Here is a 24,386-nt window from a genome sequence, read left to right on the forward strand (position 1 = left end):
CAACGGGTTCGCGAGGGGATCCAACGGGTTCGCGAGGGGATCCAACGGGTTCGCGAGGGGATCCAACGGGTTCGCGAGGGGATCCAACGGGTTCGCGAGGGGATCCAACGGGTTCGCAACGGGTTCGCAACGAGACCCAACGGGACCCAAAGGGACCCAAAGGGACGTCCCCGCCCGCCCCGCACCGGGGCGGGGCGGGGACGTCCCGCCGCGGGAAAGCCGTCCGCGCTACTCGGCCTTGATGGCCGCCAGCATGTTCAGCTTGGCCGCCCGCCGGGCCGGCCACAGCGCCGCCAGCACGCCCACGAAGGCGGCCAGCGCCAGGAACAGGCCCATCCGGCCCCACGGCAGCACCAGCTCGTACGTCGGCAGCCCGGTGGCGATCAGCTCACCGGCCGCCCAGCCGAAGAAGACGCCGAGACCGAGGCCGAGCACCCCGCCGAAGAGCGAGATGACGAGCGACTCCAGCCGCACCATCCGCTTGATGCCGCGTCGGTCGAGGCCGATCGCCCGCAACATCCCGATCTCCTGGGACCGCTCGAACACCGACATCGCCAGGGTGTTGATGACGCCCAGCACCGCGACGATCACGGCCATGGCCAGCAGGCCGTAGAGCATGTTCAGCATCAGGGTGAAGAACTTGGCGATGCCGTCGGAGATGTCCTTCTTGTTCTGCACCTGGATCGCCGGGTTGTTCCCGAGCGCCTTCTTGAGCTCGTCCTTCGTGGCGTCGGTGGCCCCGCCCTTGGTCTTCAGCATCACCTGGAAGTCGGTGACGGTGGACATGTGGGGGGTGAGCGTGGCGTTGTCGAGCATGATCCCGCGGATCATCTCGTTGCCCTCGTACACGCCCTGGACGGTCAGCTGGCCGCTGCGGCCGTCCTCGTACGTCACCGGGATGGTGGAGCCGGTCTTCCAGCCGTGGTCCTCGGCGGTCTTGTCGTCGACGACCGCCTTGTCGCCGCCGAGCCCCGCGAAGGACCCCTGGGTGAAGTCCACGCTCACCAGGTCGCCGATGGACTCGCCGTTGACGCCCGTCAGGTACTCGATGTCCCCGTCGACCCGGGAGGCGGAGTTGCGCAGCGGGCTGATCGCGGTGACATCGGACCGCTTGCTCAGGGTCTTCTCCACGCTCGGCGAGAGCGGGCGCTGGCCCTCGAAGCCGCCCATGCTGACGACGTAGTCGGACTTCAGCCCGTCCGAGGCCATCTTGCTGATGCCCTTCTGGACGCTGCCCGCGATCACGGTCATGCCGGTGATCAGGGTGAGGCCGACCATCAGCGCGGAGGCGGTGGCGGCGGTACGGCGCGGATTGCGCACCGCGTTCTGCCGTGCGAGCTTGCCGGGCATCCCGAACACCCGCAGCACCGGTCCGGCGGCCGCGATCAGCGGCCGGGACAGCAGCGGGGTCAGGACGAACACGCCGACCACCAGCACGGCCGCGCCCAGGCCCATCGGGCCCTTGCCGTCGCTGCCCTGGCCCGCGCCGTACAGCACCAGGGCGGTACCGGCCGCGGCCAGGACCGCGCCGATCGAGTTCCGGACGACCAGACCGCGGGTGGTCGGCGGGGCGTGCACGCTGTTCATCGCGGCGACCGGGGGGATCTTGGCGGCGCGGCGGCCGGGCAGCCAGGCGGCGAGCACCGTCACCACGATGCCGACGACCAGGGAGACCGCCACGGTGGTCGGCTCGATGATCAGCGGGCCGTCCGGGATGAGCGCCCCGGTGGAGCTGAGCAGCGAGCGCAGCCCGGCGCCGATGCCGATACCGGCGGCGAAGCCCGTGACGGCCGCGACGGCGCCGACGACAACGGCCTCGATCAGCACCGAGCGGGTCACCTGGCGGCGGGACGCGCCGACCGCGCGCATCAGGGCGAGCTCACGGGTGCGCTGGGCGACGAGCATGGTGAAGGTGTTGGCGATGATGAAGATGCCGACGAACAGAGCGATACCGGCGAAGACCAGCATGCCGGTCTGCATCCCGCTCATGGACTGTTTGATCTGCTCGGCCTGGTCGTCGGCGAGCTTCTGACCGGTCTGGGCCTCGGCCTCCTTGGGGAGGACCTTGTCGATCGCGGACTTCAGCGCGGTCTGCGAGGTGCCCGCGGCGGCCTTCACGTCGATCTCGTCGAACTGGCCGGGCTTGGCGAACAGCCGCTGCGCGGTGGCGTTGTCGAAGAGGGCGAGGCTGCCGCCCGCCGCCACATTGCCGTCGTCGGTGGTGAAGATGGCGACGATCTTCTCGGTGCGCACCGGGCCGTCCACCGACACCCGGATGGTGTCGCCGGCCTTGTAGTGGCCGCGCTGGGCCGACTTGGCGTCAAGCGCGATCTCGCCCTCGGCCTTGGGTGCCCGGCCGTCGGTGATCACATAGCGGGGGTCCTTGCCGTCGGCGCCCGGGTAGTAGTTGCCGCCCAGGTTGGAGAAGCCGCTGCCGAGCTGGTCGCCGTTCTTCTTGGACAGCGCGGTGAAGCCGCGCACGACACCGGTCGCCGAGGCGGCGCCGGGCACCTTGGCCGCCCGGTCGAGCACCTGCCGGCCGAGCCGGGGCGCGGCACCGGGGTTGCCGCCGCTGTCGTCGGACTTGTGCGGGGTGATGGCGACGTCGACGCCGGAGAAGCCCTTCTCCGAACTCTTCTGGTAGGCGGCGGAGATGGTGTCGGTGAAGACCAGGGTGCCGGAGACGAACGCCACGCCGAGCAGAACGGCGAGCGTGGTCATCAGCAGCCGGGCCTTGTGCGCGAGCACATTGCGCAGGGCGGTACGGAGCATGGGGGTGTCAGTCCTGGGATGGGAGATGCGGATGCCGGGCGGCGTACGGGGACGGGCGCGCGCCCCGGATCAGCTCGTGCGGCCCTTGGCGTCGAAACGCTTCATGCGGTCCAGGACCGCCTCGGCGCTGGGGTCGAGCAGTTCGTCGACGATCTTGCCGTCGGCCAGGTAGATCACCCGGTCGGCGTAGGACGCGGCGACCGGGTCGTGGGTCACCATGACGACCGTCTGGCCCAGCTCGCGCACCGAGTTGCGGAGGAAGCCGAGGACCTCGGCGCCGGAGCGGGAGTCGAGGTTTCCGGTCGGCTCGTCCGCGAAGATGATCTCGGGTTTGCCCGCCAGCGCGCGGGCCACGGCGACGCGCTGCTGCTGACCGCCGGAGAGCTGGTTGGGACGGTGCTTGAGCCGCCCGGACAGCCCGACGGTGTCCACCACCTGGTCCAGCCACGCCTTGTCGGCCTTGCGGCCCGCGATGTCCATCGGGAGCGTGATGTTCTCCAGCGCGTTGAGCGTCGGCAGCAGGTTGAACGCCTGGAAGATGAATCCGATCTTGTCGCGGCGCAGCTGGGTGAGCTTCTTGTCCTTGAGCGAGGTCAGTTCGACGTCGCCGATCCGGGCCGAGCCCTGCGACACCGAGTCGAGCCCCGCCATGCAGTGCATCAGCGTCGACTTGCCGGAGCCGGAGGGGCCCATGATCGCGGTGAACTCGGCCTGCCGGAACTCGACGGAGACTTGGTCCAGGGCGATCACCTGGGTCTCGCCCTGGCCGTAGACCTTCGAGAGGTCCGTGGCCCGGGCGGCCGCCACGGTCGAGCGGGTGGCGGATTCAACGCCGGAAGAGCCGGAAGAAACGGTCGTCACGGTGGAGGACTCCTGTCGTGCTCTGCGGGACTGGTGCGACGTCATTCCATGCTTCCTTGTGCCCGGAGGGGCGGGATCAGCCCGTGCTCCCGTTCTGCCCTCGACTCGGGTCGTAGGCGAGCGGGCCGGAGTCCTCCTTGGGTAGGAGAGGGCCCCCGGACGGGGGCGTCGAGATTGCGTCAATCCCCTGTTACGCACGGTTCTGGACATATGGGCAGGTCCGGTCGCCCGACGGCATCCACGAGCCCCCGCACCGATGCTGATGGACCCTCAGTTGCCAATAAAATAAGACAACATCGGTCCGCGGATTCGCTGTGCGGGGGCATGTCCCCGGATAGGCTCGTGCTGCTCTCTTCAAGGGGAAGAGGGTCGTATGCGCTCCGTGCGGCCCAGGAGAGCCCCTGCCCGGATGGTGGAATGCAGACACGGCGAGCTTAAACCTCGCTGCCCTCGCGGGCGTACCGGTTCAAGTCCGGTTCCGGGCACCTCGTCACAGTGCCGCGTTGACCAGCGCAAATGGCGGGGACGCGCCGCTATGTTCTCACGGCTTGAACACCGTGGGAACACGCGGCGCCTTTTTTCGTTGAATGACGTACCGAGCAGTCGGGCTGGTCGTGCGTCAGACGGGGGCCGCGCCGGACCGACGCTCCGGAACAACGGTCTTTAGGCGTACGTCCGTCCGGGGTGGGCACAGGGAGGACATGGGTCCCTGGGAGCACTCAATGTGCCGATCTCGTCGCCCACGGTGCCGTGGGCGGGGTCCGGGCGGGTCTCGCGCGGCCTCTGTATGCGTGAAAAGATCCTCCTTGGGCACTAGGGTGCTTTCTTTGCTTACCCATTACTCTTGAGTCAAGGTCGCGCAGGGCGGCCATGGAGGAGTGAGATGAGGAGCAGCAACCCGGTCTTCTCGCGACGGGGATTCAGCCGCGCCGGCGGCTACGCCGGCTTCGGCGCGGCGCCGCAGGCCGGGAGCCCCGCCGCAGGTCAGGGCAACCCCTACGCCGGTGGTAACCCGTACGCGCAGGCGCAGGCGCCGACGACGAATCCCTACGCAGCCGGTGACCAGCAGAGCCTGACGCCCGAGCAGCTGCAGCAAATGTACGGCGCGCCGCCGGCGGGCCCGCTGCAAGCCAACCGGATGACGATGGACGACGTCGTCATGCGCACCGGTATGACCCTCGGCACGGTCGTCGTCGCCGCCGCCGTCGCCTGGATCGCGCAGCTTCCCGTGGGCGTGGGCTTCGGCGCCGCGCTCGTGGCGATGGTGCTCGGTCTCGTCCAGTCGTTCAAGCGCACGGCCTCGCCGGCGCTGATCATGAGCTACGCCCTCTTCGAGGGGCTCTTCCTCGGCGTCATCAGCCAGGTGTACAACGAGCGCTGGTCCGGCATCCCGATGCAGGCGGTCCTCGGCACGATGGCCGTCTTCGTCGGTGTGCTCGCCGCGTACAAGACCCGGCTCATCCGGGTGAACGCGCGATTCCAGCGCTTTGTGCTCGCCGCCGCGATCGGCTTCCTGTTGCTGATGACGGTCAACCTGCTGTTCGCCGCCTTCGGCGGCGGTGACGGCCTCGGCTTCCGCAGCGGTGGCCTCGGCATCGTCTTCGGCATTGTCGGCGTCGTGCTCGGCGCGGCGTTCCTGGCGATGGACTTCAAGCAGGTCGAGGACGGCGTCCGGTACGGCGCTCCGCGCGAGGAGTCGTGGCTGGCCGCCTTCGGTCTGACGCTCTCGCTGGTGTGGATCTACCTGGAGCTGCTCCGGCTGATCTCCATCTTCAGGGACTAGCCCTTCAGGGACCGGCGTCAGGGCCGTAAGGCGCCCGACAGCACACCCCACAGCACAAGGGCCCGCGGAGGCGATCGCCTCCGCGGGCCCTTCGCCATTATTCGGGATGACCCGCCCCGTTCGGTCCGTCTGTCAGACACGCTGCCTCCCGGCAGCGGCTACAGCAATTTGCGTGCCGCTCGCCTCAAGTCGTGTTCATGGATGATCGCTTTGGCGTGGCCATAGGCGAGCTGATGCTCGCCGCGCAGCCAGCTGACCTTCTCCTCGAAGCGGAAGAGAGCGGGGCCTTCGTCCACCGTGCGCAGCCAGTCCGCGACTTCGCGGCCGGTGCATTGGGGAATGCGGGAGAGTAGGTTCCGGTGAGTCTCGTCGGAGAAGACTTGGGACATCGGCGCCTCCGGATGCGTCCGTGCCGGGCCCGGGCTGCGCGGCCCGGGTGGGGTCCTTCAGCTCACCGTGCCTGAGTGTTCGGCTGTTGGCAACAGTCCCTCGGTGGCGCATACGCTCGGAGCGTGGATGATGTGACCTTTTTGCTCACCGCCGTCGACCGGCTCGCCGACCGGCTGCGCGCCTTGCCCCAGTCCAGGCTGCGCGCGGGCGCGGCGGCCGAAGGACTCGCGTTGGCAAGGGAATTGTCGCTGCGCGCCCAGCGTCTGGAGGACCCGGGAGCCGCGCCGCTGACCGTCCCGGACGCCGGCCTGTTCGTGGTCGCCGACCAGGTCGCGGTGGCGGGCCATGACTTGGCGCACGCGCTGGTGCGTGCGCCGGGCGGCACCGGGGACGGCGGGAGCGGGCGTGCCGCGGGGGAGCTCGCCGCGGCGGTGGCCCTCGTCGAGGAGGCGGCGGCGCGTTGCGGGGTCTGACCAGTGGTTCGCCCGCGCCGGTTACAGCGAGGCGATGAGGCGGTCGGCGAGGACGTAGACCTTCTCGTCCCCGCAGCCGAACGTGAGCGCGTACGCACCGGAGACGCCCGAGCCGCCGAGCAGCACCGGGGCGGTGCCCTCGCGCACCGCGTTCCCGAGCCGCTCCGCCGTCTCGCGGTGGCCCGGCGTCATGCAGATCGTGGTGCCGTCGGTGAAGACATACACATCGAGAGTGCCGAGCGGGCCGGGGCGCACATCGGCCAGCGGCGTACGGGCGTCGGCCAGTTCGGTGAGCCGGGTCACGGTCCGGTCGTGGTCGGCGACGGGGGACGACGGCGTGAAGTCCGGATGGGAGGGATGGCGCCGGCGTGCCGCCGCGAGCTCGGCCGACTCCAGGGGCTCGGCCTCCGGCTCCGCCTCGGCGCCCAGCTCCGCGGTCAGCTCCAGCTCCATCTCCGCCTCGGGCTCCCGCTCCCCGGCGCAGTCAAGGGTCTCGGGGCCCAGCGCGTCCAGGCCGAGCAGCGGTTCGAGCCCGGCCAGATCGGCCTGGCGGGGCACGAAGAGCTGCGCGTCGTGGGGGGCGTCCTCGCCGCACCCGGCCGACCCGCCCAGCAGTGAATGCGCATCGGCCGAGCCGGCCGATTCCCTGGCCTCCTGTGCGGCCCAGAACGCCCGCGCCTCGGCCAGCTCGCGCTCCCGCTCCTCGGCGAGCGCGTCGGCGACGGCAGCGCGTATCTCGGCGGCGGGGGTCGCACGGGCCGAGGGCACCGTCACGGTGCCCTCCTGGCCGCCCCGGCCCGCCGGATCGCCCACGGCGGCGACCGTGGCCGCGAGCTCGGCGCGCAGCTCGCCGATCTGCCGGCGCACCCCGCGTGTGGCGTGCAGGGCGGCGGCCCCCACGGCCGTGGCGATGGCCGCGGCCAGGAGGACGGCAAGGTTCATGGGGCTCACTGACTTAACTCCCGATTGCTTTGGATCCCCCGAATTCCTACCTCAGCTTGACGCGTGCCGCCTCCCGGCGTCAGTGCAAATCATCGCTAATCGGGCGGGCGGCAAGGACGGGAAGGGGGTGGGGCACCGCTGCTGAGCTGGGGGGATGAGCATCCCCCAGGACGTTTGTCACATCCTGGGGGAGATTCGGTCACAACTCATGCCCGACCCGTGCGGCGGGACGGCGCGGCCCGCCGCACGCTCAGCTCAGCCGCTCGATCACCATGGCCATGCCCTGGCCGCCGCCCACGCACATCGTCTCCAGGCCGAACTGCTTGTCGTGGAACTGGAGCGAGTTGATCAGCGTGCCGGTGATCCGGGCGCCCGTCATGCCGAAGGGGTGGCCCACGGCGATCGCGCCGCCGTTGACATTGAGACGGTCCAGGTCGATGCCCAGATCCCGGTAGGACGGAATCACCTGCGCGGCGAACGCCTCGTTGATCTCGACCAGGTCGATGTCGTCGATCGTCAGCCCGGCGCGGGCCAGCGCCTGCTTGGACGCCTCGACCGGTCCGTACCCCATGATCTCGGGGGAGAGGCCGGAGACGCCGGTCGACACGATCCGTGCCAGCGGGGTGATGCCCAGCTCACGCGCCTTGGTGTCCGACATGATCACCAGCGCGGCGGCGCCGTCGTTGAGCGGACAGCAGTTGCCCGCGGTGACCAGACCGTCGGGGCGGAAGACCGGCTTCAGGCCGCGTACCGCCTCCAGCGTGGTGCCCGCGCGCGGGCCGTCGTCCTTCGAGACGACCGTGCCGTCGGGCGTCGTCACCGGGGTGATCTCGCGCTCCCAGAAGCCCTTCTCGATGGCCTGCTCGGCCAGGTTCTGCGACCGCACGCCGAACTCGTCCATCTCCTCGCGGGTGATCCCCTTGAGCCGGGCGAGGTTCTCGGCCGTCTGGCCCATCGCGATGTACACGTCCGGCAGCAGGCCGTCCTCGCGCGGGTCGTGCCAGTCGGTGCCCTCCTGCGCTGCGCACTCGGCCGTACGGGTCTCGGCGTCCGCGAAGAGCGGGTTGTGGGTGTCCGGCAGACCGTCCGAGGTGCCCTTCACCGAGCGGGAGACCATCTCGACACCCGCTGAGATGAAGACGTCGCCCTCGCCCGCCTTGATGGCGTGCAGCGCCATCCGCGAGGTCTGGAGGGAGGAGGAGCAGTAGCGGGTGATCGTGCAGCCCGGCAGGTGGTCCATCCCCATCTGCACGGCCACGATCCGGCCCAGGTTGTGCCCCTGCTCACCGCCCGGCGCACCGCAGCCGAGCATCAGGTCGTCGATCTCGCGCGGGTCCAGCTCGGGAACCTTGGCGAGCGCGGCCTGGATGATCTCGGCGGTCAGGTCGTCCGGACGCAGATCCTTGAGCGACCCCTTGAAGGCTCGGCCGATGGGTGAACGGGCGGCAGAGACGATCACGGCTTCGGGCATCACGGCTCCAAGGGGCGGAAGATATGGCTCGACTCGAGGGAAGTTACCCGCACGTACCGCGGGGGGTCACGAGGCGCGGGCTGTGACGCGGGACTCTTTTTTCCAAGCGTACGCTCAGGCGGTCTGAGCAAGCCGAGCCCGGCCGCCCCCGGCCGGTCCGGGCGGCGGTCTTGCGCGCCCGTCGCCCGGCCCCCGGCGGCCGGCCTGTGCACCGGGTGGCCGGGTGCCGTTCCCGGCGCCGCGCTCGGCCCTGGGGGCGGCCTGAGCCCCGCGTCGGCGGCCGGCGCCGGGCTCGGCGCCGCGGTCCCGACGGCCGAGGCGGGGCCCCTCGGCGGCCGAACCTCTGCCCTCGGCGTTCGGCTCTCCCCCACGGCCGAGGCCGGGCCCTCGGCGGTCGGCCCCACGCTGGGGGCGGTCGGCTGCCGCGCCCGCCGACCGATGCCGGTCCTCGGGGGTCGGCTCGACCGGCAGCCGGACGCGGGGGCCCTCGGCGTTCCGCTGTGCCCCGACCGCCGCCCGGCTCCCGGCCCCGGCGGTCGGCTCCCGGCCCCGGCGGTCGGCCCCCCGGCCCCGGCGGTCGGCCTCGCGTTGGGGCGGTCGGGGGTTGGGTCCGGCGGGCGGCGCCGGGCCCGGTGGCCGGTGGCGTCAGCGGCCGGAGCCCGGGGGGCAGGCCGGGGCTGCGGGGTCCGGGGTGAGGACCCCGCGGGCCTCCTCGGCGAGGCGGGGGCGGCGCAGCAGGCGGGCCCAGGGGCCGCGGGCCGCTGTGACCTCGGAGCCGCCCTCGGCCGCCGCCTCGGCCGCCGCCGTGGCCACCGGCAGGATGCCCTCGTCGCGCGTCTCCGGCGCCTCCTCCGGCCACAGGCCCAGCGAGTCGCACAGGGTGGGCAGCACGGCCATCGCGGCCGTGGCGTACCCCTCCGCCGACGGGTGGTAGTTGTCCGGGCCGAACAGCTCGCGCGGGTTCGCCGCGAACTCGGGGCCCAGCAGATCGCCCAGCGAGACCGTACGCCCGCCCTGCTCGACCACCCCGATGGTCTGCGCCGCCGCGAGCTGACGGCTGAGGCGGCGGGCGATCCAGCGCAGAGGCTGGTAGACGGGCTCGATCGTGCCCAGATCAGGGCAGGTGCCCACCACCACCTCGCAGCCGCTCTCGCGCAGCCTCCGCACCGCGTCCGACAGCAGCCGCACGGACTTGGCGGGCGGCATCCGGCCGGTGACGTCATTGGCGCCGATCATGATGACGCAGACGTCGGGCCGCGTCACGGGATCCTCCAGCACCAGCGTGACCTGGCGCTCCAGATCGCTGGACTGGGCCCCCGGCAGGGCCACGTTCCGCAGGTCGACCGGGCGCTCCGCCACCGCCGCCAGCCCGGAGGCGAGCAGCGCGCCGGGCGTCTGACTAGGGCGGTGGACCCCCTGCCCGGCGGCCGTGGAGTCGCCGAGAAAGGCCAGCCGCAGTGGTGGCTGGCCGGTCCTGCGGGCGAAGGCGAAGCCGTATCGCCCGTCCGCGCGCGGCGGGGCCGTCTCGGAACCGCCGACGACCCGCTTCGCGAGTGAGACCTCGGTGAGCACCAGTACGGCGGCGACCCCGCCCAGCAGTCCGATCCCGCCGCCCCCGTACGCCGCCGCGGCCGCGATTCGCCGCGCAACTCTCGCCCTCGACATCGACATGGGACCAGCCCACCTCCGTCCGCACGCGCATGCGCCTCATTGCTTCTTTGTACGCCTTGTCACCAAGTTGTTGCCCGGTGCAGCGTTCCTCCCAACGCGCCGGTCGGACGGCTCCGGCGCGCAATAAGCTGACAGCACGGGCCCGTCACGGCGGCGCCCCGACGCGGAGATCCCGCGGAACCGGACCAGGAGCTGGCGTGCAGTACTACGAATCGATGATTGAGCTGGTCGGCAACACCCCGCTGGTGAAGCTCAACACCGTGACCGAGGGCATCCGGGCGACCGTCCTGGCCAAGGTCGAATACTTCAACCCAGGCGGTTCGGTGAAGGACCGGATCGCGGTACGGATGATCGAGGCGGCCGAGGCATCCGGCGAGCTCCGGCCCGGCGGCACGATCGTCGAGCCGACCTCCGGCAACACGGGCGTCGGCCTTGCGATGGTCGCCCAGCGCAAGGGCTACAAGTGCATCTTCGTCTGCCCGGACAAGGTGTCCACCGACAAGATCAACGTGCTGCGGGCCTACGGCGCCGAGGTCGTGGTCTGCCCGACCGCGGTCGACCCCGGCCACCCCGACTCGTACTACAACGTCTCGGACCGCCTCGTGCGCGAGACGCCGGGCGCCTGGAAGCCCGACCAGTACAGCAACCCCAACAACCCGCGCTCCCACTACGAGACCACCGGCCCCGAGCTGTGGGAGCAGACCCGGGGCAGGATCACCCACTTCGTGGCGGGCGTCGGCACCGGCGGCACGATCAGCGGCACCGGCCGCTACCTGAAGGATGTGAGCGACGGCCGGGTCAAGGTGATCGGCGCCGACCCGGAGGGCTCCGTCTACTCCGGCGGCTCCGGCCGCCCGTACCTCATCGAGGGCGTCGGCGAGGACTTCTGGCCCACCGCCTATGACCCGAAGGTCGCGGACGAGATCGTCGCCGTCTCCGACAAGGACGCCTTCCAGATGACCCGGCGGCTGGCCAAGGAGGAGGGGCTGCTCGTCGGCGGCTCCTGCGGCATGGCGGTCGTCGGCGCGCTGCGCGTCGCGAAGGACCTCGGCCCGGATGACGTGGTCGTCGTGCTGCTGCCCGACAGCGGCCGCGGCTACCTCTCCAAGATCTTCAACGACGAGTGGATGGCGGACTACGGCTTCCTCGAGGAGGACGGCTCCGCGGTGCGCGTCGGCGACGTGCTCCAGGGCAAGGAGGGCGGGCTGCCCTCGCTCGTCCATATGCACCCGGACGAGACCGTCGGCCAGGCCATCGAGGTGCTCCGGGAGTACGGCGTCTCGCAGATGCCGATCGTCAAGCCGGGTGCCGGACACCCCGATGTGATGGCCGCCGAGGTCATCGGCTCCGTGGTGGAACGCGAACTGCTGGACGCCCTGTTCGCCCGGCGCGCCCAGCTGACCGACCCGCTGGAGAAGCACATGAGCGCGCCGCTGCCGCACGTCGGCTCCGGCGAACCGGTCGAGGACCTCATGGCGGTGCTGGGCACGGCCGACGCGGCGATCGTGCTGGTCGACGGCAAGCCGACCGGTGTGGTGAGCCGTCAGGACCTGCTCGCCTACCTGGCCCGCGGCACCACCAAGTAACGGAGCCGACCGGCCCATGAACGGCGCCCGCTCGGGTTTCGGACAAGTGGTACGTACGTGTCACGCGCTCGCAGCACAGGGTTAACACAGCTCGGGCAGATTAGTGGGTGTCGGAAGGACGGCACCGACACCCACCTGCGGCGACAGGACCTCCGGAGCGGCTCCCGGACCTCCATGGTCGCCCGGACGCGAAGGCCCGGCCCGACCCGGCGCCGCGTCCCACGCGGGGACCGCCGTCGTCCCGCCCTCGGTGGTTTTCACCGGGGTGCGGTGGTCCCCGCGCTCCCCACCCCTTTCAGGGCTCGGTTCGCCTCCTTTCAGGGCTCGGTCGCCTCCGTGCCGCCCTCAGTCCTCCCACTTCTCGCCGGACCTGCGGCCCCGCCGCAGCCACGAGAAGCCGCCCGACGCGTGCACCGCGTTGACCCCGAAGATCCCCGCCCAGGTGATCAGCAGCCCGGTCAGACCCGCGTTGACGACGCCGATCGCCGACAGCGGCACCGCCAGGACCAGGGAGACCCCGACGAAGGCGAACCGCTCGCCGACGCCGAGGCCATGGGCCTCTCCCGGCTGTGCTCCGGTCGCGTACGGGCGGGTGCCGCGTGCCGCCGCCATCTGCTGTTCGGCCAGTTGCCGCCGCACCTGCCGGTCGGCCGTATCGTTGAACCGCTGTTCGACCTTCGCCATGAAGGAGTCGACCAGCTCCGACTCGTATTCCGCGCCCAGCTCCTTGCGGATCTGCAGGGTCGCGTCGAGTTCCTTTTTCAGATCGGGGTCACGGGCATCCATGCTTTATGACGGTACGGTCGCGGGGACGCTTTGTCGGTAGGGCTGGCCCCCGAATGGAAGAGGGGGCCGCAGGTACCCCCGGCCCTCCGTGGAAGGAGCCAGTTCCGTGACCGCACCCCTCCTGACGTCCCTCGCCGCGCCGGGCGGTGACCGTGCCGACGCGCTGACCGTCGGCGGCCGTTCCCTCTCGCGCGAGGAGCTGCTCGGCGCCGCGGGTGCGGTCGCCGCTCGTATCGCGGGTGCGCCGGTCGTCGCGGTGCGGGCGTCCGCGACGCCGGAGACGGTGGTGGCCGTGGTCGGCGCGTTGCTCGCGGGGGTGCCGGTGGTGCCCGTGCCGCCGGACTCCGGGCCCGCGGAGCGGGATCACATACTGCGGGACTCGGGCGCGGCGCTGCTTCTGGCCGGGGAGGCCGCCGGGGAGGCCGCCGTGGCGGCCGAGGCGGGCGAGGCGGCCGAGGCGGGCGAGGCGCCGGTCGAGACGGTACGGGTGGACCTGGCCGAGCGGGCGGCGTGGTCGAAGCCGGAGCCGGATCCGGAGTCGGCCGCCTTCATCCTCTACACCTCGGGCACCACCGGCGCCCCCAAGGGCGCGCTGATCTCGCGCCGGGCGGTCGCGGCCGATCTGGACGCGCTCGCCGAGGCATGGGCCTGGACGGCGGACGACACGCTTGTGCATGGCCTGCCGCTGTTCCATGTGCACGGTCTGGTACTCGGCGTGCTGGGGGCGCTGCGGGTGGGCAGCCGTCTGGTGCACACCGGCAAGCCGACCCCGGCGGCGTACGCGGCGGCCGGTGGCAGCCTCTACTTCGGGGTGCCGACCGTCTGGAATCGCGTCGTCCGGGACCCGGACGCCGCCCGCGCGCTGTCCGGCGCGCGTCTCCTGGTCTCCGGCAGCGCCCCGCTTCCCGCCCCGGTCTTCCGCGATCTGGAACGGCTCACCGGCCGGCGCCCCGTCGAGCGCTACGGCATGACCGAAACCCTCATTACCGTCTCCACCCGCGCGGACGGGGAGCGCCGCCCCGGCTCCGTCGGCCGACCGGTGGCCGGTATCCGCACCCGTATCGCCGCCGAGGAGGGCGCCGAGATCGGCGAGCTCCAGCTCACCGGCCCCACCCTCTTCGACGGCTACCTGGGCCGGCCCGAAGCCACCGCCGGCTCCTACACCGAGGACGGCTGGTTCCGTACGGGCGATATCGCCGCCATCGAGCCGGACGGCTTCCACCGGATCGTCGGCCGCGCCTCCATCGACATGATCAAGTCCGGTGGCTACCGCATCGGGGCCGGCGAGGTGGAGAACGCCCTCCTGGACCACCCCGCCGTCCAGGAGGCCGCCGTCATCGGCGCCCCGCACGACGACCTCGGCCAGCAGATCGTCGCCTACGTCGTCGCCGACGGCATCGGCGAACAGGAGCTGATCGACTTCGTCGCCGCGCGGCTCTCCGTCCACAAGCGCCCCCGTAAGGTCCGCTTCCTGGACGCCCTGCCCCGCAACGCCATGGGCAAGCCCCAGAAGAAGCTTCTGCCCCCGGCTTGAGGGCCTGACGGCTTGACGGCCTGACGGCCTGACCGGCTGACCGTCTACTTCTTGGCGATGCCGTGGTCCTTGGACCACTGGGCGGCGACGTCGTCCGGGTCCTTCTTGTCCACGCTGACCAGCTTGTTGAGCTTGGCCAGCTCATGGGTGGTGAGCGCGCCGCCCAGGCGGGCCAGCGCCTTGCGGACCGTGGCGTCCGCCTTGGCGCCGCGGATGACGGGGACGATGTGCTGGGCGGGGATCAGCGCCTTGGGGTCGGTGAGGATCACCCAGCCGTTGGACTCGATGTCGGGGTCGGTGCTGAAGAGGTTGGCGACATCGACGTCGCCCTTCTTCAGCGCGCCCTTCACCAGGGGGCCGGAGGCGTCGAGGGCCTTGAACTCCTTGAAGGTGACGCCGTAGACGGACGCGAGCCCGACCAGTCCGACGACCCGCTTCTTGTCCTCCGCGGGACCGCCGAAGACCAGCTTGCCGTCCAGCTTCTTCAGATCGGCGAGGGTGCGCAGGCCGTGCTTGTCGGCGGCCTCGCCGGTGACGCAGAAGACGTCCTTGTCCTCGGCGGCGGCGTACGGAAGGGCTTCGAGACCGTTCGGGAGGGCGACGGTGAGGGCGTTCTGGAGGTCGCCCGCCTGGGTCTGCTTGGCCTTCTCGTCGAAGTGGAGGAGCAGATTGCCCTGGTACTCGGGGAGGAGATCGATGTCGCCCTGCCGCAGGGCGGGGATGACGATCTCGCGCGAGCCGAGGTTCGGCCGGACGCTCGTCTTGACGCCCGCGGCGTTCAGCGCCTCGGCGTAGAGATAGCCGAGGAGCTGGTTCTCGGTGAAGTTGGCCGTGCCGATGACCAGGCCGCCCGCGCTGCTGCCGCCGCCCGAGCCGCTGCCCGCGGCGTCGCCCTTGAGCGAGGTGATGCCGCCGCTGCAGGCGGCGAGCGCGGGCACGGAGGCGCCGGCGAGCAGGCCGCCGAGCAGTTTCCTGCGGTTCAAGGGTCTTCTCCTCGTTCAGTGGGCGTGGGCGCGCGGGGGGCGGTTGCGGAACAGCAGGCGTTGCACTCCGGCCAGCGCCAGGTCCAGGGCGATGGCCAGGACGGCGACGAGCACCGCTCCGCCCAGTACCTGCACCAGATCGCGCTGGGCGAGCCCGTCGAAGACGTAGCGGCCGAGCCCGCCGAAGCTGACGTACGCGGCGATGGTGGCGGTGGCCACGACCTGGACGGTGGCCAGCCGCAGCCCGGTCATGATCAGGGGCAGCGCGAGCGGCAGCTCGACCTGGAACAGCACCTGGTACCAGCGCATGCCCTGGCCGCGTGCCGCGTCCCTGACCTCCGGGTCGACGGCCGCCATGCCCGCGTACGCGTTGGTGACGATCACCGGGATCGCGAGGGCGACCAGCGAGATGTAGACCGGCCACATGCTCAGCCCGCTGGCCAGGAAGACGAGGGTGACCAGGCCGACGGTGGGCAGCGCGCGCCCGAAGCCGGAGAGGTTGATGGCGAGGAACGCGCCGCGCCCGGTGTGGCCGATCAACAGCCCGACGGGGAGGGCGATGAGGGCGGCGACCAGGGTGGCCAACAGGGAGTACTGGAGGTGCTCCAGCAGGCGGGTGGCGATGCCCTCGGGACCGGACCACTGGGCGCCGCTGGTCAGCCAGCGGCCGAGGTTCTTCAGCAGTTCGATCATGTCAGGCACGCCTCCTCAGCCACGGGGTGCACAGCCACTGGACGGCGACCAGCACGGCGTCCGCGACCAGCGCGAGCAGCAGGGACAGGGCGACTCCGGCGACCACGGGGGTGGGGTAGTTGCGCTGGAAGCCGTCGGTGAACAGCTGGCCGAGGCCGCCGTACCCGATGTAGCTGGCGACGCTGACCAGTGAGATCGCCATCACCGTGGCCACCCGTACGCCCGCCATGATCACTGGGAAGGCGAGCGGCAGCTCGACGGTGAGCAGGGTCCGCAGCGGACGGGCGCCCATCGCCGTGGACGCCTCGCGGGCCTTGGCGGGGACGCTGTCCAGGCCCTCGACGGTGTTCCGGAGCAGCACGACCAGCGTGTAGACGGTGAGTCCGGTGATCGCGGTGGTGCGGGTGAGGCCGGTGACCGGCAGCAACAGCACGAAGATCGCGATGGAGGGGATGGTGAACAGGACGTTCGAGATGCCGAGGAGGAGTCCGCGCAGCCGCCGCACGCGGTGCGCGACGACGGCGAGCGGCACGGCTATCAGCAGGCCGAAGAGGACGGCCGGGACGGCGGTGGAGAGATGGTCGAGCGTGAGCGTGGTGAGATCGTCGCGATGCTCGGGGAACCAGCCCCAGTCGATGGTCATGCGGTCACGCTCGCGTCGGCGTCCCCGGTGTCCTTGAGGGCGGCGACGGGCGCGTCCTTGGTGACGACGGCGGCGGCCGCGCGGCCCGCCTCCGCATGGCGGCGCCCCGCGTGCTCATGGATCCGCTCGCGGCCGGTCACCCCGGTGAGCACGCCGTCGGCGTCCACGCGGGCGACCAGGCCGGCGGGGGAGGCGAGCGACTCGTCGAGGGCGGTCAGCAGCGAGTCGCCGTCCCGCAGCGGGCGCACCGGCAGCAGCGGGGCGTCGTCCCCGTCCGGACCCTCGCCGTCGCGCCAGCCCACCGGCTCGCCGCGCCCGGAGGTGACCAGCCGCCAGCGGCCGGCCGCCGCGTCGCCGACCGGGGCGGGCTCCTGCGGCACGTCCGCGAGCGTGGACAGTGACAGCAGCTTCAGCCCGCGCTCGGCGCCGAGGAAGCCCGCGACGAAGTCATCGGCCGGACTGGCCAGCAGCTCGGCGGGCGGGGCGCACTGGACCAGGTGGCCGCCGGTGCGGAAGACGGCGATGCGGTCGCCGAGCCGTACCGCCTCGTCGATGTCATGGGTGACGAAGACGACCGTCTTGCGCAGCTCGCTCTGCAGCCGCAGCAGCTCGTTCTGGAGCTGCTGGCGGACGACCGGGTCGACGGCGCCGAACGGCTCGTCCATCAGCAGCACCGGCGGATCGGCGGCCAGCGCGCGGGCGACTCCGACGCGCTGCTGCTGACCGCCCGAGAGCTGGTGCGGGTAGCGCTTGCCGGAGTCGGCGGGCAGCCCGACCAGCTCCAGCAGCTCGGCGGCGCGCGCCCGCGCCTTGCGGCGGCCCCAGCCCAGCAGCAGCGGGACGGTCGCGATGTTGTCGATGATCGTGCGGTGCGGGAAGAGCCCGGCCTGCTGGATCACATAGCCGATGCCGCGCCGCAGCTCGGCGGCGTCCGCTTTGAGGACGTCACGCCCGCCGACGCTGACCGTGCCACTGCTGGGCTCGACCATGCGGTTGACCATCCGGAGGGTGGTGGTCTTGCCGCAGCCCGACGAGCCGACAAGTACGGTTATGCCCCCTTCCGGGAGCTCGAGATTGAGATCGTTTACGGCGGTGGTGCCGTTCGGATAGTGCTTGCTGACGCGCTTGAAGCCGATCATCCGCTTCCCCTTGCCCTGCCTGCATATAGTCATGCACAGTCATAGTCGAGTGAATAGAAGTCAATAGTTCTGCGTTAATCACCGGTTACTTCTGCTCGCAATATGGGACGGAAGGCATGGCGGCTGCCCGAAAAGGGTGTGTTCGAGAGGGGTTGCCCTGGATGTTGTCTCACATCGTGGATTCGACGGCGGCGGCTGACAACGCGGACGCCACAACGCGGATCACGCTGGACGGCCGGAGCCTGCGCGTGGCCGAGGTCGTGCGCCTCGCCGACCTTACGCGCAGGCCCACCGCACCCGATCCCGCGGCGCTCGCCCTCACCGAGCGTGCCTGGAAGACCGCGGACCGGCTCGCCGCCACCGGACGGGTCTACGGCCGCAGCACCGGCGTCGGAGCCAACCGCACCGAGGACGTCGGTCCCGACGCCGACCACGGGCTGCGGCTGCTGCGCAGCCACGCCGGCGCGATCGGCGCCGCCCTGCCCGGCCGTGAGGTGCGCGCCATGATGGCCGTCCGCGCCAACCAGCTGCTCGCGGGCGGCGCCGGGCTGCGCCCCGCCGTCGTCACCAGCCTGGTCGAGGCGCTCGACAGCGGCGCCCACCCGGTCGTCAACGAATACGGCGCGGTCGGCACCGGCGACCTCGCCGCGCTCGCCCAGACCGGGCTCGCGCTCGTCGGCGAACACCCCTGGGACCTCACCGACGTCGCCCCCGGCGGACGCGCCCCCGACCCCATCGCCCTCGACAGCAACGACGCCCTCGCGCTCATCAGCAGCAACGCCCTCACCCTCGGCCAGTCCGCGCTCGCCCTCGCCGAACTGCGGCGGCTGCTGTCCGCCTCGCTCGTCGTCGCCGCGCTCTCGCTGACCGCGGTCGGCGGCTCGTACGAGGCGTACGCCGAACCCGTACAGCTCGCCCGCCCCCACCCCGGCTCCATCCACGCCGCCGCCCGGATGCGCACCCTGCTCGGCGCGCCCGCCCGGCCCACCCCTCCGCTCGGCCGCATACAGGACCCGTACGGCTTCCGCTGTCTGCCACAGATCCACGGCCCGGCGCTGGACGCCGCCGACGCGCTGGAGCGGGTGCTGACCGTCGAACTCAACGCGGCCGCCGAGAACCCGCTGATCAGCGCCGCCGACGAGGCCGCCTACCACCACGGCAACTTCTACGCCGCACACACCGCCCTCGCCCTCGACCACTTCCGGCTCGCCGCCCTGCAGACCGCCCGGCTCTCCACCGCCCGGCTCTCCGCGCTCAGCGAGCCCGACTTCACCCGGCTGCGCCCCTTCCTCGGCGACGCCGCGCCCGCCAGCTCCGGCGTGATGATCCTGGAGTACGCCGCCGGGGCGGCCCTCGGCGAGATGCGGGCGGTCTCCCACCCCGCCTCCCTCGGCCACGCCGTCCTCTCGCGCGGCGTCGAGGAACAGGCCAGCTTCGCCTCGCTCGGCGCCCGGCAGACGCTCCGGGTCGCCGACCACTACCGGCAGGTGCTGGGCTGTGAACTCGTCGCCGCCGTACGGGCCCTGCGCCAGCGCGGGCTGGAACCGGACCCGGCGCTACCGGTGGGCGCCGCCTTCGCCCTCGCGTCGGAAGTGCTCGATCCGCGCATGGAGGACCGGCCGTTGACGGAGGATGTGGCGGTGGCCGCGGGCCTGCTCGACCGGCTGGCGGAGTCATGAGCGACAAGGGTCAGGAGGACGGGATGAGTACGGACAACGGGGTGCCTGGCGCGGTCGCGGCGCCGGGGGGCGGGGCCGCCGTACCCGGCGCTTCGGCCGTCTCACAGGGCTCGGCCGCCTCGACCACCTCCTCCACTGCCTCGATGGCCCCGGCCGCCTCCACCGCCTCCACCGCCGCGCGGCTGCAGGCGCTCTTCGAGGGCCACCGGCTCACCCCCACCCAGCGGCGGATCGCGCACTGCATGGTGCGGCGGGCGGCGGACGCGCCCTTCCTGTCCAGCGTGGAACTGGCCGAACTCGCGGGCGTCAGCCAGCCGTCCGTGACCCGCTTCGCGGTCGCCCTCGGCTTCGACGGCTACCCCGCTCTGCGCAAGCATCTGCGCGAGGTCGCCCCCGCCGAGCGGGGGGCGGGCGAGGGCTCGGTCAACGAGTACCAGCAGGCGGTGCAGGCCGAGATCGACAACCTGCGCCACCTCGCCTCCCTGCTCGCCGACCCCACCCCCGTCGTACGCGCCGGCCGGCTGCTCGCCGCGTCCCGCCCGCTGGCGGTCCTCGGCCTGCGCGCCGCATCCGCGCAGGCGGGTGGCTTCGCCTACTTCGCGCGCAAGGTCCATCCGGACGTCCGGCTGCTCGACGAGGGCGGCACCATGCTCGCCGACCGCATCGACGCGGCGAAGCGCGCGGGCGCCACCGCCCTGCTGTGCTTCGCGCTCCCCCGCCATCCGCGAGAGGTCGTCCAGGGCCTGGAGTACGCCCGGCAGGCGGGCCTGACCGTCGTGACCGTCGCCGACAGCGCCTTCGCCCCGGTCGCCCACCACAGCGATCTGCTGCTGCCCGCGGCGGTCGGCACGGCACTCGCCTTCGACACGGCCTGCGCGCCGATGCTGCTCGGGCGGGTGTTGCTGGAAGCCATGTGCGACGCGCTGCCGGACGCACAGGCGCGGTTGGAGGAGTTCGACGCCAACGCCGCCGCGCGGGGGCTCTTCGTGGAGTGAGCGGGCCCGGCCCTGCGGGTCTCACCGAATTCTCAGGCGTGCTCTCTGGAGTCCCCCGCCGAACGGCGGTAAGTGTGTGGGGGTTCGGTTCAGTTGAGCTCAGTCCGGTTCGGTTCCGCCGGGACGAGGAGGTCGGTGTGGGGCGCGGGGCGTATGCGCTGGCACGGGTAGCGGTGATCGTGCGGGCGCCCGCGGGATGGCTGTGGTGGCTGGGTGTGCTCGCCGCCGGTGTCGGAGCGCTGGTGCCGGGTCTGACGGGGCGGCGGATCGGCCTACTGGCCGGGGCGGCGCTCCTCCTGATCACGGCGGTCGCGGTCTTCGCGGTGCGCCGCAAGCGGTATCTGGAGCTCGCGCGTGAGGCCTCCCGCGCGGGCAAGGCGGTCTTCCTCCAGGACCGTGCCGTGACCCTGCGGAACCGCCGGCGCGGCTTGCGCTGGTGGCTCCTGGTGGCCTTCGTCGCCGCGGTGGCCTCGTCCTTCGCCGTCCCGGCGGCGGCCGGGACGGCCATGGCGGGGGCCGGCGCCGGGCTGTGGGCCAAGGCGCTGTGGCTGGGCCGCTGGGAGCGCGCGAACGAGGTGCTGCTGTGGGTACGCACCCAGTGGGTGGCGGGCGGCCGGCCCGCGGGCAAGGCGGTGCGCGCCTACCAGACGACGGGGATCGTGGCCGGTGACGCGGGGCCGGGCGGCGCGAGGCGCGGGCGCGCGGTCCCGGTCGCCGCGCCCTGAGGATCCGGGCCCCCGGGCCGGGGCCGGCGGCCCCGACCCCCGGGCCGGGGCCGGCCCCTGCGCCCGACGGGGGCTGCCTCCGGGTGCGCCGACCGGGTTGGCTTCTTGCGGAGCTGAGCCCTTGGCAGGGCTCAAGCCCCGGCGCGGGGCCCGGCCGGTCCCCCTCCGCGGCTGGGCCGAGGGCCGGTGTGGGTCGTCGCGCGGCAGGGCGATCGGCGTGCGCACCTGGGCCCCCGAATGCCCGTCGGTGCGTCCTCGCCGCCGGGGCGGGCCGCTGGACGGGACGGGCGGCTACAGCCCGGTGAGCCCCGTCGCGTGCGCGGCCCCGCTCTCCGTCACGATCTCCTCCACCGTCTGCGGCTCCCGCACCGTCGCGAACCGCACCTCGCCCTCCCCGGCGGTCGTGAAGCCGTACACCCCCGGCCGCGGCAGGCTGTTGTACGCGAAGTGGTTGGAGAAGTAGTACGCCCCCGTGTCCAGCAGGCCGACCAGATCCCCCGCGGCCAGGGCCGGCAGCGGCCGGTTCCGCGCCACCAGGTCGCCTGCGAAGCAGCACGGCCCGGCGATGTCCTGGGCGACCGGCCCGTCCGTTCCCGCCGCCTTGGGACGGCCCTCGGGGTCGTAGGTCTCGACCCTCAGCGGCCAGGACTCGGGCGCGAAGACCGTACGGGTGGCGACGTGGGCGCCCGCGTGGGTGACGGCGATGGGACGGCCGCCCGCCGACTTGGCGTATTCCACCCGGGCCAGGACGAGGCCCGCCTTGGCGAGCAAGGACCGCCCGAACTCGGTGACCAGCCCGTACCGGCCGTCGAAGAGCCCGGGCACGGTGGCACGGAGCAACCGCGCGTACGCCCGGTAGGTCGGCGTGACCTCGTCGGAGCCGAAGTTCACCGGCAGCCCGCCGCCGATGTCGAGCGTCTCGATCTGCTGCCGTCCGACCGTCTCGTTGATCTCCTCGGCCAGCTCGTACGTCGCCCGTACGCCCGCCGCCATCAGCTCCAGCGGACAGCCCTGGGAGCCGACGTGCGCATGCAGCCGGGTCAGCCACGGCCGCGCGGCGAAGGCGCGTACGACCCATTCGCGCGCCCCCTCGTCCTGGAGCGCGACGCCGAACTTGGACGTCGCGGTGGCCGTGCTGAGCATCCCGATGCTGCCCCCGCCCACCTGCGGATTGACCCGCAGCCCCAGCGGTCCGGGCGGGTCTGTCCGCGCCTCGAGGAGTGCACCGAGGCGGTCCAGCTCCTGCGGGTTGTCGGCGTTGACGGCGATCCGCAGGTCCAGGGCCTCGCGCAGTTCGGCGGTGGTCTTCGCGGGGGAGTCCAGGACGATCCGATCGGGCGCCACCCCGGCCGCGCGGGCCAGCGCCAGCTCACCGGGGCTGGCCACCTCGCAGCCCAGCCCCTCGTCGGCCAGCAGCCGGAGGACGGGGACGAGCGCGGAAGCTTTGACCGCGAAGGCGTGCAGAACGGGGGTGCCGGGCGCGACGACCTCGTCGAAGGCCGCCCGCAGCTCGGCCGCGGCGGCGCGGATTCCGGCCACGTCCAGCAGCCCGACGACGGGCTGATCATGGCCGAGCAGCCCCTGCTCCACGGCGGCCCGCACGGCCCACTCACGCCGGACGGCCGCCGCAACCGGTGTCGAAGTCATGCCGTCAGCCAACCATTCTGGGGTGGTGGGAGACCAGTGCGGGTGTGGGTGCGGGTGCGCGGGGGGACGTTGCGGGGTGCGGGGTGCGGATGCGCGGGAGGACGTTGCCGGGTGTGCGTGCGGGGGAGGACGTTGCCGGGTGGGTGGGAGACCAGTGCGGGTGCGGGTGTGGGTGCGCCGGAGGACGTTGCCGGGTGTGGGTGTGGGTGTGGGTGCGGGTGTGGGTGTGGGTGCGGGTGTGGGTGCACGTTGCCGGGTGTGGGTGTGGGTGTGGGTGCCTGTGCGTGGGAGGACGTTGCCGGGTGCGGGGTGCGGGGTGCGGGGTGCGGGGTGCCGGGTGCGGGTGCGGGTGCGGGGTGCGGGTGCGGGTGTGCGGGAGGACGTTGCCGGGTGCGGGTGCGGGTGCGGGTGCGGGGTGCGGGGTGCGAGGCCGGGGCCTCCGGGGCGGGGCCCTGGACCGTACAAGCCGCGGCGAGCCCACCGCGCGATGCCCTCAGAGCTCCACCAGTACCGCGCCGAAGTGACGGCCCTCGGCCAACTCGACCAGTGCGCACGGCGCTTGGTCGATTCCTGTCAGCCGGGTGTATGGATAGCTGATGGTGCCCTCGCGCAGGGCACGGCCGAACTCGCGCGCGTACTCGGGCACGGCGTCCAGGTGTTCGAGCAGGGTGATGCCGCGCAGGGTGATGCCCCGGAGGATGAGGGTGAGGGTGCTGATGCCGGTCTGGGCCATCGCGTCGTCGGACATCTGGGCGGCCAGTGCGCCGACGATGGCGAACCGGGCACCCTGGCGGGCCAGCGCCAGGGCGGCTTGGAGCTGTTCGCCGCCGACGTTGTCGAAGAGGGCGTCGATGCCGTCGGGGGCCGCCGCGCGCAGCTGTTCCTCGATCGGCCCCGCGCCGCGGATCACGACCGCGTCGTAGCCCAGCTCGTCGATGAGCCGGTCGGCCTTTTCCCGGGAGCCGGTGGAGCCGATGACCCGTGCGGCGCCGTGCAGCCGGGCGAACTGCCCGGCCAGCGACCCCACTCCGCCCGCGGCGCCGGTGACGAACACCGTGTCCCCGGGCCGCACCTCGGCGCCGCGTACCACCCCCAGCCAGGCGGGGAAGCCCTGCGAGAGATACGCGGCGGGGTCTGCCAGCACGGCGGTGTTGAGCGGCAGCGCCTCGGCGGCCTCGAGGACCGCGTACTCCCGCCAGCCGGCGTAGTGGCGGAGGAGGGTCCCCGGGGCCAGGTTCGTCCCCGGCGCGCTGATCACCTCCCCGATGGCCGGGCCCATCATCACGTCGCCGACCTGGTTCAGCAGCTGCGAAAGGCCGGAGCCGTCGTGGTCGGCGAGGTTGAGGGGGCGCATCACGGCGGCGACGCTCATCAGCCGGTTGCGCACCAGCACCTGGCCGGGGCCGGGGCGGGGCATGGGAGCGCTGACCACCTCGAAGTGGCCGGTGGCGAGCGCCCCGTTGGGCAGGGCCGCGAGACGGACTTCCCGGTGGGTGGCGGGCAGGGGGCCGGCGGCGGACGGCATGGACATGGACGGCTCCTTGGTGGTCGGGGCGCGGACACGGACGCTAAGTCCTGCGACCGCGTGTCAGCCGCGCTTCCGCGCGGCTCGC

The 24,386-nt window shown here is 72.4% G+C and carries 20 protein-coding genes and 1 tRNA gene; 8 read left to right on the plus strand and 13 right to left on the minus strand.

Annotation, left to right across the window (positions count from 1 at the left end; genetic code table 11):
* Positions 1–228 precede the first annotated feature (228 nt).
* Together ABZU99_RS29070 and ABZU99_RS29075 are read right to left on the minus strand one after the other, a co-directional pair.
* Positions 229–2,772 carry an ABC transporter permease gene (locus ABZU99_RS29070; RefSeq protein ID WP_356048337.1) on the minus strand — a complete coding sequence of 848 codons (2,544 nt, stop codon included), beginning with the start codon at positions 2,770–2,772 and terminating at the stop codon, positions 229–231.
* Between the two features lie 69 nt (positions 2,773–2,841).
* Positions 2,842–3,633: an ABC transporter ATP-binding protein gene (locus ABZU99_RS29075; RefSeq protein WP_356048339.1), complete on the minus strand. Its 792-nt coding sequence runs from the start codon at positions 3,631–3,633 to the stop codon at positions 2,842–2,844.
* A gap of 403 nt (positions 3,634–4,036) precedes the next feature.
* Here ABZU99_RS29075 and ABZU99_RS29080 point away from each other — a divergent pair.
* Positions 4,037–4,118, plus strand: a tRNA-Leu gene (locus ABZU99_RS29080).
* A gap of 398 nt (positions 4,119–4,516) precedes the next feature.
* Complete coding sequence (locus ABZU99_RS29085) at positions 4,517–5,416, plus strand: Bax inhibitor-1/YccA family protein (protein ID WP_355950408.1); 900 nt, start codon at positions 4,517–4,519, stop codon at positions 5,414–5,416.
* Positions 5,417–5,574: 158 nt separating this feature from the next.
* On the opposite strand, the gene ABZU99_RS29090 is transcribed toward ABZU99_RS29085, so the two are convergent.
* Entirely contained in the window at positions 5,575–5,805 is a 231-nt protein-coding gene (locus tag ABZU99_RS29090; protein WP_355950411.1) for a DUF4287 domain-containing protein, read from the minus strand.
* Between the two features lie 123 nt (positions 5,806–5,928).
* On the opposite strand from ABZU99_RS29090, the gene ABZU99_RS29095 reads away from it, so the two are divergent.
* On the plus strand, positions 5,929–6,279 hold the full coding sequence (locus ABZU99_RS29095; RefSeq protein WP_355950414.1) for a hypothetical protein: 351 nt from the start codon (positions 5,929–5,931) through the stop codon (positions 6,277–6,279).
* 21 nt (positions 6,280–6,300) lie between these two features.
* Here ABZU99_RS29095 and ABZU99_RS29100 read toward each other — a convergent pair whose 3' ends face one another.
* The 3 genes from ABZU99_RS29100 to ABZU99_RS29110 form a co-directional block, all read right to left on the minus strand.
* Positions 6,301–7,230 (minus strand): hypothetical protein, encoded by a 930-nt coding sequence (locus ABZU99_RS29100; protein ID WP_356048342.1) that lies wholly within the window; start codon positions 7,228–7,230, stop codon positions 6,301–6,303.
* 241 nt (positions 7,231–7,471) lie between these two features.
* Positions 7,472–8,692 (minus strand): acetyl-CoA C-acetyltransferase, encoded by a 1,221-nt coding sequence (locus ABZU99_RS29105; RefSeq protein ID WP_355950420.1) that lies wholly within the window; start codon positions 8,690–8,692, stop codon positions 7,472–7,474.
* Between the two features lie 645 nt (positions 8,693–9,337).
* The gene (locus ABZU99_RS29110) at positions 9,338–10,363 is read right to left on the minus strand and encodes an SGNH/GDSL hydrolase family protein (RefSeq protein ID WP_356048344.1); all 1,026 of its coding nucleotides are present in this window, start codon (positions 10,361–10,363) and stop codon (positions 9,338–9,340) included.
* 197 nt (positions 10,364–10,560) lie between these two features.
* On the opposite strand from ABZU99_RS29110, the gene ABZU99_RS29115 reads away from it, so the two are divergent.
* Positions 10,561–11,949 (plus strand): cystathionine beta-synthase, encoded by a 1,389-nt coding sequence (locus tag ABZU99_RS29115; protein WP_356048346.1) that lies wholly within the window; start codon positions 10,561–10,563, stop codon positions 11,947–11,949.
* A 345-nt stretch (positions 11,950–12,294) separates the two neighbouring features.
* On the opposite strand, the gene ABZU99_RS29120 is transcribed toward ABZU99_RS29115, so the two are convergent.
* The gene (locus ABZU99_RS29120) at positions 12,295–12,735 is read right to left on the minus strand and encodes a hypothetical protein (RefSeq protein ID WP_355950429.1); all 441 of its coding nucleotides are present in this window, start codon (positions 12,733–12,735) and stop codon (positions 12,295–12,297) included.
* 106 nt (positions 12,736–12,841) lie between these two features.
* On the opposite strand from ABZU99_RS29120, the gene ABZU99_RS29125 reads away from it, so the two are divergent.
* Entirely contained in the window at positions 12,842–14,269 is a 1,428-nt protein-coding gene (locus ABZU99_RS29125) for an acyl-CoA synthetase (RefSeq protein ID WP_356048349.1), read from the plus strand.
* Positions 14,270–14,313: 44 nt separating this feature from the next.
* On the opposite strand, the gene ABZU99_RS29130 is transcribed toward ABZU99_RS29125, so the two are convergent.
* The 4 genes from ABZU99_RS29130 to ABZU99_RS29145 are packed head-to-tail and all read right to left on the minus strand — an operon-like array spanning position 14,314 to position 17,727.
* On the minus strand, positions 14,314–15,252 hold the full coding sequence (locus tag ABZU99_RS29130) for an ABC transporter substrate-binding protein (protein ID WP_355950435.1): 939 nt from the start codon (positions 15,250–15,252) through the stop codon (positions 14,314–14,316).
* 15 nt (positions 15,253–15,267) lie between these two features.
* A complete protein-coding gene (locus ABZU99_RS29135; RefSeq protein WP_356048351.1) occupies positions 15,268–15,945 on the minus strand; it encodes an ABC transporter permease in 678 nt (225 codons plus the stop codon).
* 1 nt (position 15,946) lies between these two features.
* Complete coding sequence (locus tag ABZU99_RS29140; RefSeq protein ID WP_355950441.1) at positions 15,947–16,588, minus strand: ABC transporter permease; 642 nt, start codon at positions 16,586–16,588, stop codon at positions 15,947–15,949.
* Positions 16,585–17,727, minus strand: a complete 1,143-nt coding sequence (locus tag ABZU99_RS29145) for an ABC transporter ATP-binding protein (protein ID WP_356048388.1) — start codon at positions 17,725–17,727, stop codon at positions 16,585–16,587. The genes ABZU99_RS29140 and ABZU99_RS29145 overlap by 4 nt, the downstream gene beginning before the upstream one ends.
* A gap of 161 nt (positions 17,728–17,888) precedes the next feature.
* Between ABZU99_RS29145 and ABZU99_RS29150 the strand changes: the two genes are divergently transcribed.
* From ABZU99_RS29150 to ABZU99_RS29160, 3 genes are all read left to right on the plus strand, one after another.
* Positions 17,889–19,406, plus strand: a complete 1,518-nt coding sequence (locus tag ABZU99_RS29150) for an aromatic amino acid ammonia-lyase (RefSeq protein ID WP_355950444.1) — start codon at positions 17,889–17,891, stop codon at positions 19,404–19,406.
* 143 nt (positions 19,407–19,549) lie between these two features.
* Complete coding sequence (locus ABZU99_RS29155) at positions 19,550–20,401, plus strand: MurR/RpiR family transcriptional regulator (protein ID WP_355950534.1); 852 nt, start codon at positions 19,550–19,552, stop codon at positions 20,399–20,401.
* A 137-nt stretch (positions 20,402–20,538) separates the two neighbouring features.
* The gene (locus ABZU99_RS29160) at positions 20,539–21,126 is read left to right on the plus strand and encodes a hypothetical protein (protein WP_356048354.1); all 588 of its coding nucleotides are present in this window, start codon (positions 20,539–20,541) and stop codon (positions 21,124–21,126) included.
* A 291-nt stretch (positions 21,127–21,417) separates the two neighbouring features.
* On the opposite strand, the gene ABZU99_RS29165 is transcribed toward ABZU99_RS29160, so the two are convergent.
* Both ABZU99_RS29165 and ABZU99_RS29170 read right to left on the minus strand, forming a co-directional pair.
* A complete protein-coding gene (locus ABZU99_RS29165) occupies positions 21,418–22,773 on the minus strand; it encodes a diaminopimelate decarboxylase (protein ID WP_356048356.1) in 1,356 nt (451 codons plus the stop codon).
* A 493-nt stretch (positions 22,774–23,266) separates the two neighbouring features.
* Complete coding sequence (locus ABZU99_RS29170) at positions 23,267–24,298, minus strand: NADP-dependent oxidoreductase (RefSeq protein ID WP_356048391.1); 1,032 nt, start codon at positions 24,296–24,298, stop codon at positions 23,267–23,269.
* Positions 24,299–24,386 lie beyond the last annotated feature (88 nt).

The sequence above is a fragment of the Streptomyces sp. NPDC005266 genome, from assembly GCF_040607655.1.
Lineage (GTDB): Bacteria > Actinomycetota > Actinomycetes > Streptomycetales > Streptomycetaceae > Streptomyces.

What these genes read in the sequence shown, in the direction of transcription:
- ABZU99_RS29070 (WP_356048337.1), bottom strand. Translation starts at nt 2,772, where the DNA reads ATGCTCCGTACCGCCCTGCGCAATGTGCTCGCGCACAAGGCCCGGCTG.
- ABZU99_RS29085 (WP_355950408.1), top strand. Translation starts at nt 4,517, where the DNA reads ATGAGGAGCAGCAACCCGGTCTTCTCGCGACGGGGATTCAGCCGCGCC.
- ABZU99_RS29090 (WP_355950411.1), bottom strand. Translation starts at nt 5,805, where the DNA reads ATGTCCCAAGTCTTCTCCGACGAGACTCACCGGAACCTACTCTCCCGC.
- ABZU99_RS29105 (WP_355950420.1), bottom strand. Translation starts at nt 8,692, where the DNA reads ATGCCCGAAGCCGTGATCGTCTCTGCCGCCCGTTCACCCATCGGCCGA.
- ABZU99_RS29110 (WP_356048344.1), bottom strand. Translation starts at nt 10,363, where the DNA reads ATGTCGATGTCGAGGGCGAGAGTTGCGCGGCGAATCGCGGCCGCGGCG.
- ABZU99_RS29120 (WP_355950429.1), bottom strand. Translation starts at nt 12,735, where the DNA reads ATGGATGCCCGTGACCCCGATCTGAAAAAGGAACTCGACGCGACCCTG.
- ABZU99_RS29135 (WP_356048351.1), bottom strand. Translation starts at nt 15,945, where the DNA reads ATGATCGAACTGCTGAAGAACCTCGGCCGCTGGCTGACCAGCGGCGCC.
- ABZU99_RS29140 (WP_355950441.1), bottom strand. Translation starts at nt 16,588, where the DNA reads ATGACCATCGACTGGGGCTGGTTCCCCGAGCATCGCGACGATCTCACC.
- ABZU99_RS29145 (WP_356048388.1), bottom strand. Translation starts at nt 17,727, where the DNA reads ATGATCGGCTTCAAGCGCGTCAGCAAGCACTATCCGAACGGCACCACC.
- ABZU99_RS29150 (WP_355950444.1), top strand. Translation starts at nt 17,889, where the DNA reads ATGTTGTCTCACATCGTGGATTCGACGGCGGCGGCTGACAACGCGGAC.
- ABZU99_RS29155 (WP_355950534.1), top strand. Translation starts at nt 19,550, where the DNA reads ATGGCCCCGGCCGCCTCCACCGCCTCCACCGCCGCGCGGCTGCAGGCG.
- ABZU99_RS29165 (WP_356048356.1), bottom strand. Translation starts at nt 22,773, where the DNA reads ATGACTTCGACACCGGTTGCGGCGGCCGTCCGGCGTGAGTGGGCCGTG.
- ABZU99_RS29170 (WP_356048391.1), bottom strand. Translation starts at nt 24,298, where the DNA reads ATGCCGTCCGCCGCCGGCCCCCTGCCCGCCACCCACCGGGAAGTCCGT.